20 protein-coding genes and 1 pseudogene are annotated in these 16,803 nt (G+C 44.5%); 8 read left to right on the plus strand and 13 right to left on the minus strand.

Going from position 1 to position 16,803, the window contains the following annotated elements:
• The first annotated feature begins 50 nt into the window (after nt 1-50).
• Nucleotides 51-467 carry a DUF1885 family protein gene (locus ACO9K6_RS02395; protein WP_424765920.1) on the plus strand — a complete coding sequence of 139 codons (417 nt, stop codon included), beginning with the start codon at nt 51-53 and terminating at the stop codon, nt 465-467.
• A 77-nt stretch (nt 468-544) separates the two neighbouring features.
• Here ACO9K6_RS02395 and ACO9K6_RS02400 read toward each other — a convergent pair whose 3' ends face one another.
• The 3 genes from ACO9K6_RS02400 to ACO9K6_RS02410 form a co-directional block, all read right to left on the minus strand.
• On the minus strand, nt 545-853 hold the full coding sequence (locus ACO9K6_RS02400) for a DUF1292 domain-containing protein (protein WP_424765921.1): 309 nt from the start codon (nt 851-853) through the stop codon (nt 545-547).
• 114 nt (nt 854-967) lie between these two features.
• The gene (locus ACO9K6_RS02405; protein ID WP_424765922.1) at nt 968-1,531 is read right to left on the minus strand and encodes a stalk domain-containing protein; all 564 of its coding nucleotides are present in this window, start codon (nt 1,529-1,531) and stop codon (nt 968-970) included.
• Between the two features lie 170 nt (nt 1,532-1,701).
• Complete coding sequence (locus ACO9K6_RS02410; protein WP_424765923.1) at nt 1,702-1,905, minus strand: hypothetical protein; 204 nt, start codon at nt 1,903-1,905, stop codon at nt 1,702-1,704.
• Nucleotides 1,906-2,032: 127 nt separating this feature from the next.
• Between ACO9K6_RS02410 and ACO9K6_RS02415 the strand changes: the two genes are divergently transcribed.
• The gene (locus ACO9K6_RS02415) at nt 2,033-2,758 is read left to right on the plus strand and encodes an MBL fold metallo-hydrolase (RefSeq protein WP_424765924.1); all 726 of its coding nucleotides are present in this window, start codon (nt 2,033-2,035) and stop codon (nt 2,756-2,758) included.
• Nucleotides 2,759-2,840: 82 nt separating this feature from the next.
• Here the strand turns inward: ACO9K6_RS02415 and ACO9K6_RS02420 are convergent, their stop codons facing one another.
• Nucleotides 2,841-3,092, minus strand: coding sequence for a DUF3892 domain-containing protein (locus ACO9K6_RS02420; protein ID WP_424765925.1), 252 nt, complete (start codon nt 3,090-3,092; stop codon nt 2,841-2,843).
• Nucleotides 3,093-3,190: 98 nt separating this feature from the next.
• Nucleotides 3,191-3,343, minus strand: coding sequence for a hypothetical protein (locus ACO9K6_RS02425; RefSeq protein WP_424765926.1), 153 nt, complete (start codon nt 3,341-3,343; stop codon nt 3,191-3,193).
• Between the two features lie 160 nt (nt 3,344-3,503).
• Between ACO9K6_RS02425 and ACO9K6_RS02430 the strand changes: the two genes are divergently transcribed.
• Both ACO9K6_RS02430 and ACO9K6_RS02435 read left to right on the plus strand, forming a co-directional pair.
• Nucleotides 3,504-3,692 (plus strand): DUF2524 domain-containing protein, encoded by a 189-nt coding sequence (locus ACO9K6_RS02430; RefSeq protein ID WP_424765927.1) that lies wholly within the window; start codon nt 3,504-3,506, stop codon nt 3,690-3,692.
• 309 nt (nt 3,693-4,001) lie between these two features.
• Nucleotides 4,002-4,214 (plus strand): aspartyl-phosphate phosphatase Spo0E family protein, encoded by a 213-nt coding sequence (locus ACO9K6_RS02435; RefSeq protein WP_424765928.1) that lies wholly within the window; start codon nt 4,002-4,004, stop codon nt 4,212-4,214.
• On the opposite strand, the gene ACO9K6_RS02440 is transcribed toward ACO9K6_RS02435, so the two are convergent.
• The 7 genes from ACO9K6_RS02440 to ACO9K6_RS02470 all read right to left on the minus strand — a co-directional run bounded on the left by ACO9K6_RS02440 (nt 4,211) and on the right by ACO9K6_RS02470 (nt 12,209).
• Nucleotides 4,211-4,561, minus strand: coding sequence for a hypothetical protein (locus ACO9K6_RS02440; protein WP_424765929.1), 351 nt, complete (start codon nt 4,559-4,561; stop codon nt 4,211-4,213). The genes ACO9K6_RS02435 and ACO9K6_RS02440 overlap by 4 nt on opposite strands.
• Before the next feature lie 180 nt (nt 4,562-4,741).
• Nucleotides 4,742-5,530, minus strand: coding sequence for a CAP domain-containing protein (locus tag ACO9K6_RS02445; RefSeq protein ID WP_424765930.1), 789 nt, complete (start codon nt 5,528-5,530; stop codon nt 4,742-4,744).
• A gap of 333 nt (nt 5,531-5,863) precedes the next feature.
• Nucleotides 5,864-7,354: an alpha-L-arabinofuranosidase C-terminal domain-containing protein gene (locus tag ACO9K6_RS02450; RefSeq protein ID WP_424765931.1), complete on the minus strand. Its 1,491-nt coding sequence runs from the start codon at nt 7,352-7,354 to the stop codon at nt 5,864-5,866.
• Nucleotides 7,355-7,459: 105 nt separating this feature from the next.
• Nucleotides 7,460-8,971 (minus strand): arabinosylfuranosidase ArfA, encoded by a 1,512-nt coding sequence (arfA, locus tag ACO9K6_RS02455; protein WP_424765957.1) that lies wholly within the window; start codon nt 8,969-8,971, stop codon nt 7,460-7,462.
• Between the two features lie 57 nt (nt 8,972-9,028).
• Nucleotides 9,029-9,877, minus strand: coding sequence for a carbohydrate ABC transporter permease (locus ACO9K6_RS02460; protein WP_424765958.1), 849 nt, complete (start codon nt 9,875-9,877; stop codon nt 9,029-9,031).
• A gap of 3 nt (nt 9,878-9,880) precedes the next feature.
• On the minus strand, nt 9,881-10,825 hold the full coding sequence (locus ACO9K6_RS02465) for a carbohydrate ABC transporter permease (RefSeq protein ID WP_424765932.1): 945 nt from the start codon (nt 10,823-10,825) through the stop codon (nt 9,881-9,883).
• Nucleotides 10,826-10,895: 70 nt separating this feature from the next.
• Complete coding sequence (locus ACO9K6_RS02470) at nt 10,896-12,209, minus strand: ABC transporter substrate-binding protein (protein ID WP_424765933.1); 1,314 nt, start codon at nt 12,207-12,209, stop codon at nt 10,896-10,898.
• Nucleotides 12,210-12,606: 397 nt separating this feature from the next.
• On the opposite strand from ACO9K6_RS02470, the gene ACO9K6_RS02475 reads away from it, so the two are divergent.
• A complete protein-coding gene (locus ACO9K6_RS02475; RefSeq protein ID WP_424765934.1) occupies nt 12,607-13,551 on the plus strand; it encodes an ArsR/SmtB family transcription factor in 945 nt (314 codons plus the stop codon).
• Nucleotides 13,552-14,178: 627 nt separating this feature from the next.
• On the opposite strand, the gene ACO9K6_RS02480 is transcribed toward ACO9K6_RS02475, so the two are convergent.
• Entirely contained in the window at nt 14,179-15,174 is a 996-nt protein-coding gene (locus ACO9K6_RS02480) for an ATP-binding protein (RefSeq protein WP_424765960.1), read from the minus strand.
• Here ACO9K6_RS02480 and ACO9K6_RS02485 point away from each other — a divergent pair.
• The 3 genes and pseudogenes from ACO9K6_RS02485 to ACO9K6_RS02495 form a co-directional block, all read left to right on the plus strand.
• Nucleotides 15,100-15,588, plus strand: a complete 489-nt coding sequence (locus ACO9K6_RS02485) for a transposase (RefSeq protein WP_424765959.1) — start codon at nt 15,100-15,102, stop codon at nt 15,586-15,588. The genes ACO9K6_RS02480 and ACO9K6_RS02485 overlap by 75 nt on opposite strands.
• Before the next feature lie 223 nt (nt 15,589-15,811).
• The gene (locus tag ACO9K6_RS02490) at nt 15,812-16,120 is read left to right on the plus strand and encodes a hypothetical protein (RefSeq protein WP_424765935.1); all 309 of its coding nucleotides are present in this window, start codon (nt 15,812-15,814) and stop codon (nt 16,118-16,120) included.
• Between the two features lie 300 nt (nt 16,121-16,420).
• Nucleotides 16,421-16,705: pseudogene (locus ACO9K6_RS02495) on the plus strand (transposase); the annotation flags it as partial.
• Nucleotides 16,706-16,803: the final 98 nt, after the last annotated feature.

Below are 16,803 nucleotides of genomic sequence, written 5' to 3' on the forward strand. Positions count from 1 at the left end.
TTGTCAACCAATTTGGAGCATGCTATGATTGTTGTCAGAGGTGAGATGCCATGAGTCAAAGCGCTTACATAAAATTTGTCCAGGGATCGGCCGTTGAGAGCCTGACGCTGGAGGAAATCAAGAACCAGCTCTCGCATTATCGCGAGCAGACCGCATTAACCGGCTCGCAGCTGGATTGGAACTATGCAGAAGCAGCTTTTCCTTACACATTCGAATCCAAGCAGGATGACCGGTGGTTTTATTTGAAAGGCATCAATCCATTGTATAAATACATCATATTCGGTCCTGGAGAAGCGATAAGCGTGGCCGGCAGCAGCGTTCCCTGCGTTCAAGTCGTATTGCCTGACGAAGCTACGCATGGGGATAAGGGCAAAGCTAATGAGCTTTGTAAATTTATAGCCAAGCAGCTGCAAGCCGAGCTAACGATGTTTAACGGCCGAACCATTTATTATAATTCTAGAAAATAACGCTTAGTGAACAGAAAGATCCGCGTCAGCCAGCACGCGGATCTTTCTGTATACTGCTTGTCTATACTCCAGAACAATTATTTCTCTTCGTTCTCAGTACGGGCAATTTCCTCGTAGATCGCTGTTACGCGGTCCCACTCGGCATCGTCTTCGATTCCAACCAGGAAGGATTCATCGCCCTCTTCTTCAATACGGAAAATGACGCCGTCTGCTTCAGGATCGTTCCGATCCAGCAGGACTGCGTACACATTGTTTTCGGATTCAAACGTATAAACCATGACCATTTCACGTTCTTGGCCATCATCGTCAGTCACGATTAAGACATTCTCTTCATGCTCGTGGTCATGACCACAACCGCAATCAGGTCCATGCTGATGCTCGCTCATGATATTACCCCATTTCAATAAAATATACAGACTAACTTATCCTACCACGACAGTCTATACACGGTCAAACGAAAAGCCCCTTCGCATGAAGAGGCTTTTTAACGATTTGGATGACTAAAGCGAGGAAATAATCTTCTCAGAGATGACGGTCCACTCATCTGATCCTGTCGATCTTATAAAGAAACGGATCGGGTATTTGCCGCTGGATTCAAATTTGTATTCGATATCCTCGGTGCCATACCAGAAATTATCATTTTTCGGATTGACTTTTCCTGACTGGATAACCTTCTCTTTTCCACTTGGATCGAATATCGATATTTTTACCGCTTCAATATCGGTCTTTAAATTATCGATTTGAGCAAGCACCTTAAATTTCCCTTGAAAGCCTCTGTCGACATTGCCGAAAACCGTGTTGTTACGGAATAGAAACATATGAACATTTGGCTTATACACGGTTGCACGCTTATTTGTATTGTCCCATTCCACAATAGCCTGCAAGGAGGTTGCCAGCTGACGCAGCGGCAAATATGTCTTGCCTTCAGCGATTAAACCGCCATCGTCCTGATCAATTCCATTGATAAACACTCGTACCTTCTGTCCAGCAGAGTCCGCAAAGAGCATTGTTCCTCCCCATAAGGACAATACCAGCAGCAGAATAACAACTTTCCTAAGCTTCATGGCTGTTAACCCTCCATCCGATTGCCTGGATGTATGGTTATACTCCGAGTCATGTGCAAAGTTGCGCTGCTTTCGGGACATTTTTTTGCATGGCGCGGCATTTGGCCACTATTCGACCACTGCTGTCAAAACCTGTTGAAACCTGCGCTTGCCTGGGAAATAAAAAACCATTACCCTAACGTCCTTGTCAATATGCAAGGAACGCCCTTCCCTACCGCTCCCGGCTGCCTCATTCTAGCCAAATAGCTCATTCCTCTGCTGCATGGCGTTTTGCACACTGCGCATGTATCTGAAAGCACCAGCTTATAGTTATATTGCTTTCGATCGCTTGAAATTTTCTTTTTCTTAACGATTTTCCCTTTTCCTTTGCTCATCCGTCATCCCTCCACTTCACATACCGCTTTTGCATTGTATGTAAGTTCGGGCGAATGTGCATCTGCAATTGTCAGGCACACACATAATTTGATACAGTAATTAATGTAAGAATGAGGAGGTTTCGTGATGCACATTCAAATGATCGGAACGGGAAGCGCCTTTGCGAAAAAATTCGATAATAACAACGCGTTAATTGAAACGAACGGCTTTCGCCTGCTTGTGGATTGCGGTATTACTTTGCCCAAGGCGCTTCACCGGTTGGGAATGTCCTTCACAGAGCTTGACGCGATTATAATCAGCCATATTCATGGGGATCATGTGGGAGGTCTTGAGGAGCTCGCTTTTCAAATGATGTTCAAATTTAAACGAAAACCTGTATTATTTATTGCAGATACACTTATCGAGCCTTTATGGGAGCATACGCTGCGCGGCGGTCTTACACAGGATCCACTAAACAGGCTGGAGGACTTCTTCGAAGTTCGTCCACTGAAAGAAAATCAGCCTTACGAGCTGCATCCGGGACTGCAGGTTAAGCTGTTACAAACCAAGCATATTCCAGGCAAGCGGAGCTACTCCTTATTGTTCAACGACCGCTTCTTTTACTCTGCAGACATGCGCTTTGACAGCCAGCTGCTGGATGTGCTGGTTGACCAGGGCGTTAATACGATCTTCCATGATTGCCAGCTTGAGTCGCCAGGCGTCGTACATGCCAGCTTGGAGGAGCTTCTAACGCTTCCTGCGAGCATACAAAAGAGAACTTGGCTGATGCATTACGGAGATGCAATGGAGGAGTATGAAGGGCTAACAGGCCATATGCGGTTCGTTCAGCAGCATAAGCGTTACGAGGTATAATGGATGCTTGGAAAGGCGCCTGCATAAACGCGGCGCCTTTCCTTGTTACGCTTCTTTTATTTAACACAGTTAAATATATGCATTAAAAAGTCGGAAGCTGATCCAAATTATTTGTTGGGTCACCATCCGCATCCCCGCGGATATAGGTCTCTCCATCCCTGCCCTTGAATGTGTTAACGCCCGCAATATGTCCTGCTTGCACCTCCTGCAGCGCTGTCTGGTAATCGAGTACGCGACCGCTCGATGTTTGGAATGCAGTCAAATCACCGTCTCCGTTTTTTTGCACCGCTACGATATGCTCTCTCAGTTCCTGTCCGCTATTGTTCATGTCCATGCTCGAACTCCCTCCTCTCATGTCGCCAATCTTATCAATCGACTGATAGCATGCCCGAGCACGGATAGATCTATTCCTTTCCTCAAAGATTTAGCTTGTTAATCCCTTGGAAGCCTTCTCTTCCACACGAACTGCTCATCATGAGACTGGGAGTCACTTCTAACAAATCTCGCCACAGCACCGACCACTGTTCCGATAATCCCAAACATGCCGATAAGCCATATCATAAGAAAAGCATATTCTGCCAGCAACAGATACCGCCTCCTGTGCGCTTTCTAACATCGTATGCTGCTGTATTTCCGAATAGTAATCCGAATGGATCGCGCATATCTGTCACGTAAAGGCTCATACTAATTTACGGTCAAAGATTAACGGTTTATGGCCTAACCTTAAATCATTGGAGGGATAACCATGCTTGAGCAGCTCGAGAGCGACTATAACTGCGCGAATGCTTCAACCGATTTGCCTAGTTTGTTGCAGGAATTGGAGAAGATGGAGAACGGGTTACATTCAGCTCAAACAGAGGAACAGCAGCAGCAATTAAACCGTCTGCGGAACCAGATCCATTTTATTCGAAATAAATGCGGAATTCACCATTAATATTGAGAAAATGCAAAAAACACCTCCTGTTTGCCGATATAGCAAGCAGGAGGTGTTTTCATGAACATATAGATCTTCGCGTGTAAGGAAAGAACCCCCACGATAGATCACGAAATCATGGGGGGTTATGTAATAATCGTAAAGAAATGTTTCATATGTTGCGAATCCCGTTTAAGTATTAGTCTATAAAAGATTTCTTAGACGAACCAATTGTTCACATAACTAACAAAAATCTAATATTTGTATGAAACAATTCTAACAGCCATCATTTATAATAATCTTACAAATAAAAGAATTGGAGAGTTTATGATGCACAACTGTACACACAAACAGCAAATTGAAGAAGTAAGAGCTGAAATGGTACGCGTGTATGCAAACTGCAACAGCTTCACCGATCATGCTGTTGTCCAGATCAGCCAGAAGCTAGATTTGCTCCTGAATGAGTATGCCTATTGCATTGAAAAACAAGCAAAACGAATAAAAAGGATGCCTTACGTAGTACATGAACAATTATCAACCTAATATGCATAGAACTCAATAGCGGTACTTTCATCCTTGACTGCCGCAAAAACGAAGCTTAACCCTTCGGTCATCCAATCTTCAATTGTTTCCGGCTGCGATAAATCGATATCTTCAATCGCGCTGTCCCAAACTTCAATCGCGTCCTCACGACCCGCTTCGTTCAAAAATAACAGCTTGAAAATCATCGGTTCCCTCTCATCATCATAAAACTCGGAAACCTCGAAGCCCGTAAATTGCTGCACAATGAGTCTGTAATCCACATCATTTTGCAAATGAATAATTCCTGATTTACCGAGCAGCTTATTTATTTCTGCAGCAAATATATTATGCGTTTCGTTATTATACATCTTTATTGTCATCTCCCTCTCCAATCTCATTCAACAATAAATCCCGGTGACTAAGACTTTTCCATATTCTCATAACGTTCATTCCTTGTCAAACCTCATAAAAACCGTAAGCCGCTGGCGAATTCAAGGACGCATAGCGGCTTACTTTAGATGGGTATGTGATTAATAATTTGATCTCTGCTAACCAATAAACGATTGCACCCAAACCCCGTTATAGTATGCGATTCCGATTCGGGAAAAGCTGCTTTTTAAAATATTCGCTTTGTGTCCCGGGCTGTTCATCCAATCGTTCATCACCTGCGTCGGACTGGTTTGGCCTTTTGCAATATTTTCGCCTGCAGAATTATAGGTAATCCCAAATGCCTTCATCATCTCGAATGGTGATCCATATGTCGGCGATTGATGATCAAAGTAATTATTATTGTACATATCCTGTGCTTTGGACATAGCCACATTTGATAATTTGCTGTCCATGTTAAGAGACTTTAAGCCTGCTTTGGTTCGTTCCTGATTAACCAATTCCAGAACTTGCTGCTCATATTGATCTGATGTTGCCGATCGATCTGATGTTGGTGCTTGACCAGGTGTTGGTGCTTGACCGGGTGTTGGTGCTTGACCAGGTGTTGGTGCTTGATCTGATGTTGGTGTTCGATACGACGTTGGATCAGCCGGCACCACTTGTGTTGTTCCGTTGTTTGGTAGCTGCCCACGTATAATCCGTTCGAGTTGATTTGCAACATCGGGTATATTTTTCTTCGATAAGGATGGTACACCCGGCATTGATATCGATGAAGCCTGTGTGGTGTGAGGTGCAGACGCATTGTTCGGAGCAGAATTCGGTTGATGTGTTTGATGTGTTTGATGGGTCCGATGCGTTTGATTGCCAACAGCTTGTTTGTTTGTTGTATGGTCATTGTACGAACAGCCGGTTACCAACAATAATGCTGTAAATAGGATATATTTTCTCATAGTTCCAGCCCCCTCGATTCATCCATGTAGTAATGTTACCGAGTTAGGGTTTGCTGTGAGCGTTTTTTTATTCGGAGCATAAAAAGCCAATAAGGCTTGAATTTTGATTTCGTTGCGGTCAATATCTCATTTTTGGAATTCGTGATTAGCCTCAATCATGTGCTTCAGATGTCTGGGGGCTCACTTGAAATTGCTTTACCTTCATTGCGAATCAACTTATTGAGCGAGATAACTGGTTGGAGCATGTGGCTGAAGGTGCAGTCAGCAAATAATAACGCCCATAATCAGCTGTGTCAGCTGATTATGGGCGGATTTTTGTTGTCCCCTGTTCGATTACAGCCCGATAATATTGACCGAATGCGGCGGGAGCTCAATGATGAGTTCTCCTTCCGAGACGAATTCGGCAACGGACACTGGTCGAACACGATCAGGATTATTCTTATCGTTGTATGCGTCTTTGGAATCTGCGGAAAGAGAAGACCACAGTTTTATCGTCGAGCGCCCATCCCTACTTTCCAGCCGAACTTTCACGTTTTCTTCTGGATGCCGATTAATAAGCGAGATCCTCACCTCTCCTGTCTCTTCAATAACAGTTGCTGCACAATCAAGCACCGGAACCTCCTCAGTATCCTTGCCGTTCTGTACGGCTATTGACGGATTGCCCGTAATCCAACTGTCTATCACCTGATTTCCCAGCCCATTGACATACAAATCAAACACATGGTAGGTCGGTCGCAGGATGATGCCGGTCTCATGTGTCCGAATCAATCCACGTGTGTTGATCGAGGGCGCATAATTAGCCATTCCGATCATATCGCTATGCTTCAAGCATAGATTCAGGAAACAGGCGCTGAAAAGAGCATCCGCCATTGTGTATGAATGATCGAGATCGTTCAAATCTCTCGTATCGACATAGTCCTTTGGATCAGTCGCGGTATTCACATTCGGATGATGCCATCCGCGCAGGTTCCATTCATCGAATGCTACTCGTATTTTTCCGAGATAGCCCATAACTCCGAGAATATGCCTTGTCATGTCAATCTGCTGTTCAATCCTGGTCGTATAAAGCATGCAGGTTTCATAATCAGACAGGTTATTGTTCTGCCAGAGTGGATCCCAATATCCGTGAATGGACAACCAGTCCAGGAAAGGGCCGGCTTCGCGAAGCAAATGGATATTCCAATCCAAATCAGCTACGCTCGCGGCGAATAGCTGAATCGATGGATCCACGCGCTTCATCATTTTCGCCGATTCCTTTACGAATCTCCCCCATTCTTCAGGCGTTTTGGCGCCCATCTCTCCAGGTAAATAATTCTCATTGCCGATACTCCAGTAAGTAACGTTATGAGGATCCACATGACCGTTAGCTATACGAAGCTTCGCCCACTTGCCTTCCGTACGGAGATTGCAGTACTCGACCCAATCACTCATTTCTTCAGGCGTTCCTGTACCGGCATTCGTGCAAATATATGGCTCGGTATCAAGCTTGCGGCAGAGTGCGATGAACTCGTCGGTTCCAAATTCATTGCTGTCTTCCACCCTCCAAGCTTTGTCGAAATGCGGTTGCCTTTCCGATCCGATACCGTCCTTCCAGTGATAAGCGGAGACGAAGCATCCGCCAGGCCACCTGACGACCGGAGGATGGATACGCTTCCAGGCTTCCAGAACATCCTTTCTAAAGCCTTCTTCGTCCGATAATGGAGAACCCGGACTAAAGATGCCCCCATAAATTTGATTATGGAAGTGCTCGATGAAATGTCCGTAGATCCGCGTATCTCTTTGACCCGTTATACGTTCGGGATCAATGGTAACTTTGATTTCCATATTATGGACTCCCCTTTCTTTACTCCCTAGTTCTGATGAAATGACAGTCGCCAGCGTTCCGTAAACCGATATTTATTCATACCAATCAGAATATTTTTCTAACCTTTATTTCTTGTTTTTGCCGAGACGGATGACGTGCCAGGAATGTTTTGGAAGCGTAGCCTGAAGCATTCCGTCGGTCGCGGAGGAGTGACCATTTTTATGCGGCTTTACCGATTCGTTACCTAGTGTGTTTACTGCCTTTAAATTTTCGTTTTCAAGCACGATATGTTCGATGACGCCATATCCCGGATAACTGCGAATATCGCATGTCAGAGTCATGGCTTCCTCCAGACTCCGATTGAGAGCAAACACATTTACTTCCTCAGTATCCGGGTTGTACACGGCTACACTGTCTAGGTAAGGAACGTCAGTGAATTGTTTTGAATCGTATTTTGGCGACGAAATGACTGGTTGCAGCGCAATGCCTCGTCCGTAAACGGATGCATGCAGATACGGATAGTAAATTGTTTGTTTCCAAGAACCTCCGCCATTTTCTGTCATAATCGGAGCGATAACGTTAACAAGCTGTGCCAGGCAAGCGATCTTAACGCGGTCAGAATTTTTAATCAACGTAATTAGCATACTGCCGACAAGAAGAGCATCCTCGAAGTTATAGATATCCTCAAGCTGTGGAGGCGCAATGGACCACGGATCGATCTTTTTGTCGGCCTCATTGGAATGGAACCATACGTTCCACTCGTCAAAGCTGAGATTGATGGTCTTTTTACTGCGTTTCTTCGCCTTCATGTAATCACATACCGATATGATCGTTTTGATGAAATGGTCTAAGTCCAGCGAATTTGCAAGATAGCTGGCCGAATCGTTGCTGCGGTTACCGTAATACTGATGAAGCGATACGTAATCCACAGCTTCGTAATTATGCTCGAGCGATGTCGCTTCATATTGCGGAAATGTAGGCATTGAGGTGTTGGAGCTTCCGCACGATACAAGTTCGATCGTCGGATCAACCAACTTCATGACTTTCGCGGTTTCAAGCGCCAAACGGCCGTATTCGTCAGCCGTTTTGTGGCCGATCTGCCAAGGACCATCCATTTCGTTGCCTAAACACCACGTTTTAATGGCATGAGGCTGCGCCCAACCGTGCTGCTTGCGAAGGTCGCTCCAATAGGTACCGCCTGGATGATTGCAGTATTCGATCAGATTACGGGCCTCGTCAATCCCGCGCGTTCCGAGATTGACCGCCATCATCACTTGTGTGTTTACGCTGCGCGCCCAATCGACGAACTCATTCGTTCCGAATTGATTCGTTTCGGTAACGCGCCAGGCCAGATCAAGCTTTCTCGGTCTGTTTTCTTTTGGGCCTACGCCATCCTCCCAGTTATATCCTGATACGAAATTTCCGCCCGGATACCGAACGATCGGAACCTGAAGATCAGTGATAAGCTTGCTGACGTCCTGGCGAAATCCGTTCTCATCCGCTTCGGGATGTCCGGGTTCGTAAATGCCGCCGTACACCGCGCGGCCGAGATGTTCAATAAAGGAACCGTAAATACGGTTATCAATTTCGGATATCTTAAAATCTTTTTCAAGCGTCATTTCCGCCTTGAGTGTCATATGATCACCTTTCTTCGTATAGGAGTTAGTTAGAAATAAAAACGTATGCAAATACGATTATCCTTTGACCCCGCCTGCTGTCATACCTTCAATGAAATATCGTTGGAAGAACAAGAACACTATAAGAATCGGAATAATTGCCATGACGGCCCCAGAAATCAGCATGTCGAAGTTATTCCCATAAGGCGTCAGCAGCGTGGCGAGACCGATCGGAATCGTCAGCTGTTCGTTGGTCCGCAGTACGATCAGCGGCCAAAGGAAATTATTCCATGCGAACAATGCCTGCAATATCGCCATGGATGAGAAAGCGGGTGCCATTAACGGCATCATGATGCGGAAAAATGTGCCCAATTCAGTAGTCCCGTCTACACGCGCCGCATCCAGAAAATCTCTAGGCAATCCGCTCGCATACTGGCGGAAGAAAAAGATCGGCAGCGGCGCGACTACGAACGGGAGAATAATCCCCCACATGCTGTTGATCAAATTCAGTGAGATCGAAAGCTTATACAAAGGCAAAATGATGATTTCAAGCGGAACCATCATGGTTATGAGCACTAAAGCAAAAATGAGATTGCGAAATTTAAAATTGTATACAGCTAAACCATATCCGACCATCGAGGATAGAAACAAACAGAGAACCGTAAATACTGCGGTGATGATCAAGCTATTCTTGTACCAGGTTAAATACAGCGATTCACCTGAGAATAGATACGAATAGTTCTTGAGTGAAAAAATTTCCGGACTAATCTTCAAGTTTAAACCGAACCTCATCAGCTCCTGCGCTGGTTTAAAGGAGGCGATGATCAGCGTGACAAGCGGGAACACCGCAAATGCCGCAAAAATGATAAACAGGAAAAGAAGCAACACCTTATTGAGCGACCATTTGGTTTTCTCTTCTTGCCCCATCATTCAGTCCTCCTTCTTGAACATCCCAAAAAATTTAAGTTGAGCTAACGTAATAATCAAAGTAATCGCAAGCAGTGCGATACCGACGGCCGATCCGAGCCCCAGATTGTTCTGCTCCAGCCCATTACGATACAGGTAGCCTACTATAGTTAACCCAATATCATTCGGCGAGCGGTTGCCGGCCCACAGCATGTAGCTCTCCGTGAACATGGAATAACCGCCGTAAATGCTGATTGTGAACACATAAATGGTGATTGGCTTCAACAAGGGAACCGTAATACGGAGAAACTTATCCCAAGTTGAAGCACCGTCTATTTCAGCTGATTCGTACAATTCCTTAGGAATATTCTGGAGTCCCGCCATAAAATAAAGGAGATTGATACCAATCCAACGCCAAGCGGCAAGGGTGATGAGCGTGATCATAGCCAAATATTCCTTGCCGAGCCAACGCTGCTTCTCTATTCCGAAGTAGGAAATAATCGTATTCATGAGTGAGCCTTCCAGTTCTCCAAAAGCAAGCCGGAAGATAGTGCCTGCAACAACTACGGAAGTCAGCGCGGGAATAAAAAGTGTGGATCGGAAAAAGTTTTTGGCAACCATTATCTTGGAATTTAAAAAAACTGCCAAAATCAATGGTATGGGTATGAGAATTAAAAGCGTATAGAAAGTATATTTACTGCTGTTTATAAGCGCTTTCAAAAAGGTTGGATTCCAAAGGTCCTTATAATTAGCAAGCCCAATATATTCGACTTGTCCCGGAAGAACGGACTGAAAGCTCATATTAATAGCTGATAAGACCGGAGAAGCGAAAAAAACTACAAATGAGATGAGAAAAGGAAGCACGAACACGTAAGGGGCAATTTTCTGATTGTACAAGATACCTGAAATCTTCTTCGAGGTTTTCGGCGTCTCCACTCCGGTAATCGCCTCCGGCGAGTTGTTTGCCATTACTGGTCCTCCTTCCGAATACTAGTGTCACTAGCCCTATTGGGCTAGTGACACCTATTAGGTTATTTGATTACAGCTGGTCAGCAGCTTCCTTCAGTACTTTCTCAGGATCTTCGTTGTCAAGGAGTATGCGTACGAGTACCGACGTTCTAAAAGCGTCCGAGATCATAGGCGTCGTTTCATTGATGTTTACACCTTCGATTTCATCTTTAACCTCATTAAGAACGTCAAAGATATCCGGTCCGAAATATTCGGTAAATTTGTTAGGCTCGCTGAGCGCTGGATCTGACCATACATCTGAACGGAGCGGATCAAAGCCCAGCTGTTTCCAAATCTCGATATTTCCTTCTTTAGAAAGTTTAGCGAAGGCAAGAAATGCTTTTGCCAGTTCTGGATTTTTAGTCGTCTTCGTTACTGCAGTACCAGTACCGCCCATACCTGCGGAACGTGGTTGGCCTACTTCCCAGGCAGGCATCGGTTTGATGATGATTTTGCCCTTGAGGTCAGGCATGTAATCTGTGAAACGTCCCATATACCACATTGGCATCCAGACAGAAGCTGTGCCGCCGCTGTTCATCAGGCCGTAATATTCCTCACTGTGATGATTTCCGCCCGGAGCCGGAATTGCAACGCCGGATTTCAGCAGGTTTTGCTGCCATTTTATCGGTTCAAGAACGAGCGGGCTCGTGATGTTCACTTTTCCGTCTGCCGTTTGGAAATCGTCGTTTCCAGGTGCTTGAGAAACTTGCGGCCACAAGGACCACAGATCTGCTGTTTCCAGCGAAGTCATTGGAACGTCCGTTGCTTCCAGTACTTTTTTGCCGGCCGCTTCAAAGTCAGCCCAAGTTTCAATATCATCGGCGTTTACGCCTGCTTGATCAAGAATTTCTTTGTTGTAGTAGATAACGGCAGCTCCAACGTGGAAGTCAATCCCATAATACTGACCGTCTTTGGCATAAATATCCATCCGCGACTGAACCACGTTGCCGAGCTCCGGCTCAACCACATCATTAAGCGGAAGAAGCTGCGGCTCTCCCTTAAGGAAGTTCGGGAACTTATTAAGCTCAATATCCGCGAGATCAGGAGCGCCAGTTCCAGATTGGAGCGCTACCAAAAGCTTGTTGTGCATGTCGTCATAAGGAAACGTATTGACTGTCAGATCAAATTGTTTATCAGGATTCGCTTCATTCCAGCGTCTAGCCATGTCCTCGTAGAATGTTTGATGAAGTTCATTGAATGTCCATAATTCCAATTTCGCTTTCGCTGTGCCGTCAGTCTGGGTATTTGCCTCCCCCGTCTCTCCACCTGTGTTGTTTGAACAAGCTGACAGAATCGCAGTGAGCACTACTAGAAGAGAAAGTACCGTAAGCAGTTGCTTTTTCACTTCTTTTCCCCCTCGATAAATAGATTTATATGCTTAATCCCTTTCAGGATTGAAGCTGTTAAAAAGGTAACGCACATTCATTTTAAACTTTCAATTTTTGTTTTATATAAATCTAAAACGTTTTATTGTTTTATAATATATATCTCCAATTTGTTTGTCAATGATAAAATGTATGCGTTTTCAGATAAATTTAATTTAGTTTTTACTCAAACAAATGCTAGATAATCCGATCGATCTACTTGAATAAAGCGCTAACAATTAATGATCCACTAACCTACATTAGATTTTCACACTTGATTAACTAAATTTTATAACGATTCAACCTTTTCCTTCTCATCTTAGTTGTTTTGATTTATAATAAACTAAAATAATTACAGCCTAGAGAGGATGCGTTCCGATGATACATATTAAAGAACTGCGTTCGGGCTTGAGTATCTTCAAAGCATTAAGTTCTGAAATCCGGATCGAAATTTTGGATCTGTTGACGAAATATGACAGTTTGAACTTAAATGATATCGCCGAGAAGCTTGGGCTGACCAATGGTGCGATTACGATGCATATCAAGAAGCTTGAAGAGAGCGGTCTTATCGACATAACAACTGCAGTCGGCCGACACGGCATCCAAAAAATTTGTTATTTGAACGAAGAGCTGCTTACCGTTGATTTGAAGAACAAAAGTGCTGAAAATCCAAACGTTTACGAAGTGGAAATTAAGGTCGGTCACTATTGCGACTACTACGCGGAATCGACATGCGGACTCGCTACCAAGGATAGTATAGTTGGCGAATTCGACAATCCGCGTTACTTTGCCGATCCTCAGCATATTAACGCGGGAATCGTTTGGCTGACAAAAGGTTTCTTGGAGTATCGGATTCCCAACTACCTAAAGCCGAACCAACGCTTTAACGAGCTTCAATTCATTATGGAGCTTAGCTCCGAAGCCCCTACTTACAACGATGATTACCCTTCTGACCTCGTATTCAGCGTCAATGGCGTCGAACTCGGCGTGTGGACGTCACCCGGCGATTTCGGAAGTGAACGCGGAACCAACAACCCTAATTGGTGGCCGCCCCATTTGAATCAGTATGGGCTGCTGAAATTGCTCAGAATTAACGAGAACGGTACCTTTATCGATGGCTGTCTGATCTCTAATGTGACAATAGCTGATATACAGCTAAACCAGAATACCGATATCAAATTCAAAATCGGCGTGTCTGAGTCCGGCAACGTCGGTGGTCTTACGATTTACGGACAAAACTTCGGAAACTACAATCAGGATTTAATTGCCCGTGTCATCTATGATGTTGCGGAGAGAACATTGTCGAATCCTGCTATCGTTTAGATGGACTCGAGTGAGAGGAGGTGACTAGCTCCCATTCTCTCACACCATCGTATGCAGAAGGAGACAGCCAAAAATTTTGGAAGTATATTTTTTAACAATGAACATTAAGGAGTAAAATTAAGAGGTACACTACAAGGGGGGAATCAGTGTATTTTGTCCAAATTTCAATTCGATAATAGTCCTAAAAAGGCGAAAAACCCTTACACTGTAAGGGTTTTTCTGTATGATCTGAACAGGGTTCGAACCTGTGACCCCTCCCCTGTCAATGTAGCCCTTGGGGTATCCTTGAGTGTTTACCATTGCTCGAAAGCCTACTCTTAAAAGGCTTTCGGGCATTGTTTATTTCCGAATGTTACCCTTGATTTCCAAGCCTTATTAGAGGTTTGCTACCACGCATTACACGAGAGAAACTCGTTGCTGTCAATGTCGTTATATCTAATCTCCCAATATGCACGGATATGTACGAAATCTTGCTGTTCTATGGGAATCGGATGAACAATTGAGTGATCCGGTCATCACAAGGACATTCTCGACCGAATCGTGTAAAAAAGTGAGATCATACACTTAAGCATGGAAATGAATTGTGGGATTCGCAAATCAAACGATATCTTATTTCTTGGTTTTTCTCTACCAAACGAGACGAAGCTCTTCGCTTAGAAACAAGAATCTCTCTGGCTCGCGCTCCTTCATGCGGCTGAGCCACTGCTTGTGTTGTTCTATGATCTGCTGCCGGTCTTGAATCAGCATATTCAACACAAAATCATGTCTGGCGCCTTCCTTCACGCCGAACAAGTCAAGCTTGTCCCAGCCCCAGAGAGCAAGTGAGGTCACCAGTCCGATCATGAATCCAAACACTGTGCTGTACAGCAGCTCGCCTATAACGGGAATGGACCGGATCAGTTTCATCGGCGGGAACTTATCAATCGTCTCTTCGAGCAGAATGCCTATAGAAACGGCAAGCGCTGCTATAATGATTTTCCCCGCCTCGTGAAAGGCTTGCTCTTTTGTCATCCCAGCCGGCGGATTCATTAGCATCTTAACCGCTTTGACAATCGAAAAAAAACCTTCCCTGATTAAGCGTACGATGTTCTTGGCCGTTGTCATAAACGTATTTATTATAACCGTTACGATATTCGAGAAAATGCCCGAGAGCATGCCAGCGAAGCCTTCTTTCAGCGCCTCTTTCCATTTGGAGATGATTTGTAGCACGATTCTGTTCAGACGCTCCTTCAGATCGTCCCAGAAGCCTTTGGTTCTGCCGACTCCGTGCTTAACGGCATCGCGGATTTCATCGAATACAGCCGAAATCGTCTCTGTAAGGAACAATCCTACCACTTTTCCCTTCTCCGACCAATTCAGTTCTAGATCGCCGCCCATTTGCACTGCAAGCACCTTCGATATTTTCAGACCCAGACCGGAAGATTGGAACGTCGCAACCGTCGGCTCTCCGCCGCCTCCGTACAGCTCGGCTTTGAAAAGCCCCCGCCGCCGCTCCTCGCTCATCCCGGCACCGGTGTCCGGTGGGAAACAGCTATTAAGTATGGCTGGATTGCCGGTGAACAGCGTTTCTTCTTTCTGCTGAGAATCATTGATGTGTTTGATCGTGCTATTATCACGTATCACCATGGACTGTTCTGTGAAGCCAAGGACCTTTTTCAAATAACGCAGGAGGCGTTGATGAAGCAGCAGCTATTTGACAATGAGAATAAGACAGTGATCCGTTCAGACAATGGTCCGCAATTCATTAGTAATCGATTTGCAGAGGCCTGTACGGAGTTTGACATGGTCCACGAGCGTATTCCGCCTAAAACGCCGAATAAAAATGTGCACATTGAATCCTATCACGCCATCGTTGAATTGGAGTGGTACCAGCGCCATGAATTTGAGTCATATCCACAGGCCTATGAGATTGTGAGTCAATTTATCCAGGATTATAACCGCATCCGTATTCATAGCAGCATCTACGACTTATCCCCATATGAATATATGGAGGCGGTCATGGATGGGACTGTAAAACCGAAGCAAGTTAAAGTCTAATCATGTTCGAAACATCCATTTTAGAGTAAATGCAGCAAATTAAAGCAATTTTAAGATCGAAATCGAATAAGAGGTGTAGTGTCCACAATAAGGGTGTTAACCGCACGACTAGCTGGCCTGTAATCGTTGGGAAAAACTCTGAAATGCATGACTACTCGCATATACGGGTAGTCTGTAGTAGAATGGTACAATGCTTCACTATATGATTAAGAGGTGTTCCCGAATGTCAATTAGCTTTACCCAAACTATTATAAGCCGATTAAAAAGAGAAATCGCAAATATTGAAAAACAATGCATGGACGAGAAGCGAAAAAAAGATAAAGCTCAAACCAAGTTGAAGCAATTACAAAAAGATAGTAAAAAAAGTACTTTGCCAAGTGATTTAAGCAGTAAATTGACCCGGATTAATAAATTAAACGAAGAATTAACTGAAATAAACAAAAAACAAGCTCAATTATCTACTCTGTTGTCTAACAAGAAAGTGGAGCTAAATCAGTATCTCTCGAAGACTATACAGCTGGAAAACAAATAATTTAATCGTTTATTATTGAATACACGAAGAAGCCTAAAGACCCTTGTGCTACAAGGTTGAACTGTGACCCATAAGAAGGACACTTTAAAAAAAGTGACCCTCTTGTGGGTCATTTGTGTTTTAATCGAGATACAGGGAAGAGGAGTGAGGTCATGGGAAAGTTGAAACGAATCGTTTTTACGGAGGAGAAGATACGAAAGTTGGAAGCAAACCCCAACGTTGGATCGGCTACACTAAGTTGGACAGAAAAAATAAGGGCTTGTAGAATAAACCTATCATGCTAAGGAGCGGATCTCTACAATGCCTAAAAAGCAACGACGAACATTTACAACCGAATTCAAAAAGCAAATGGTGCAGCTCTATGAAAATGGGAAAACCAGAGCAGCGATTGTGGAGGAATATGACCTCACAGCTTCTGCATTAGACCGCTGGATCAACCAAGCTCAAACAACGGGCTCCTTCAAAGAGAAGGACAATCGCTCGTTAGAAGAAGAGGAATTGATTGATTTGCGAAAAGAGAACCAGCGTCTGAAAATGGAGGTGGATATTTTAAAGCAAGCCGCGCTGATCATGGGACGAAAGTAGCTATCATCCAGAACAACCGTTCTGAAGATGATGTCACTGAAGCTATTGTGGATATCTTTCTCAAGAACCGAAAAGCCTACGGCACACGCAAGATTAAA

It is taken from the genome of Paenibacillus praedii, assembly GCF_049725345.1.
GTDB lineage: Bacteria > Bacillota > Bacilli > Paenibacillales > Paenibacillaceae > Pristimantibacillus.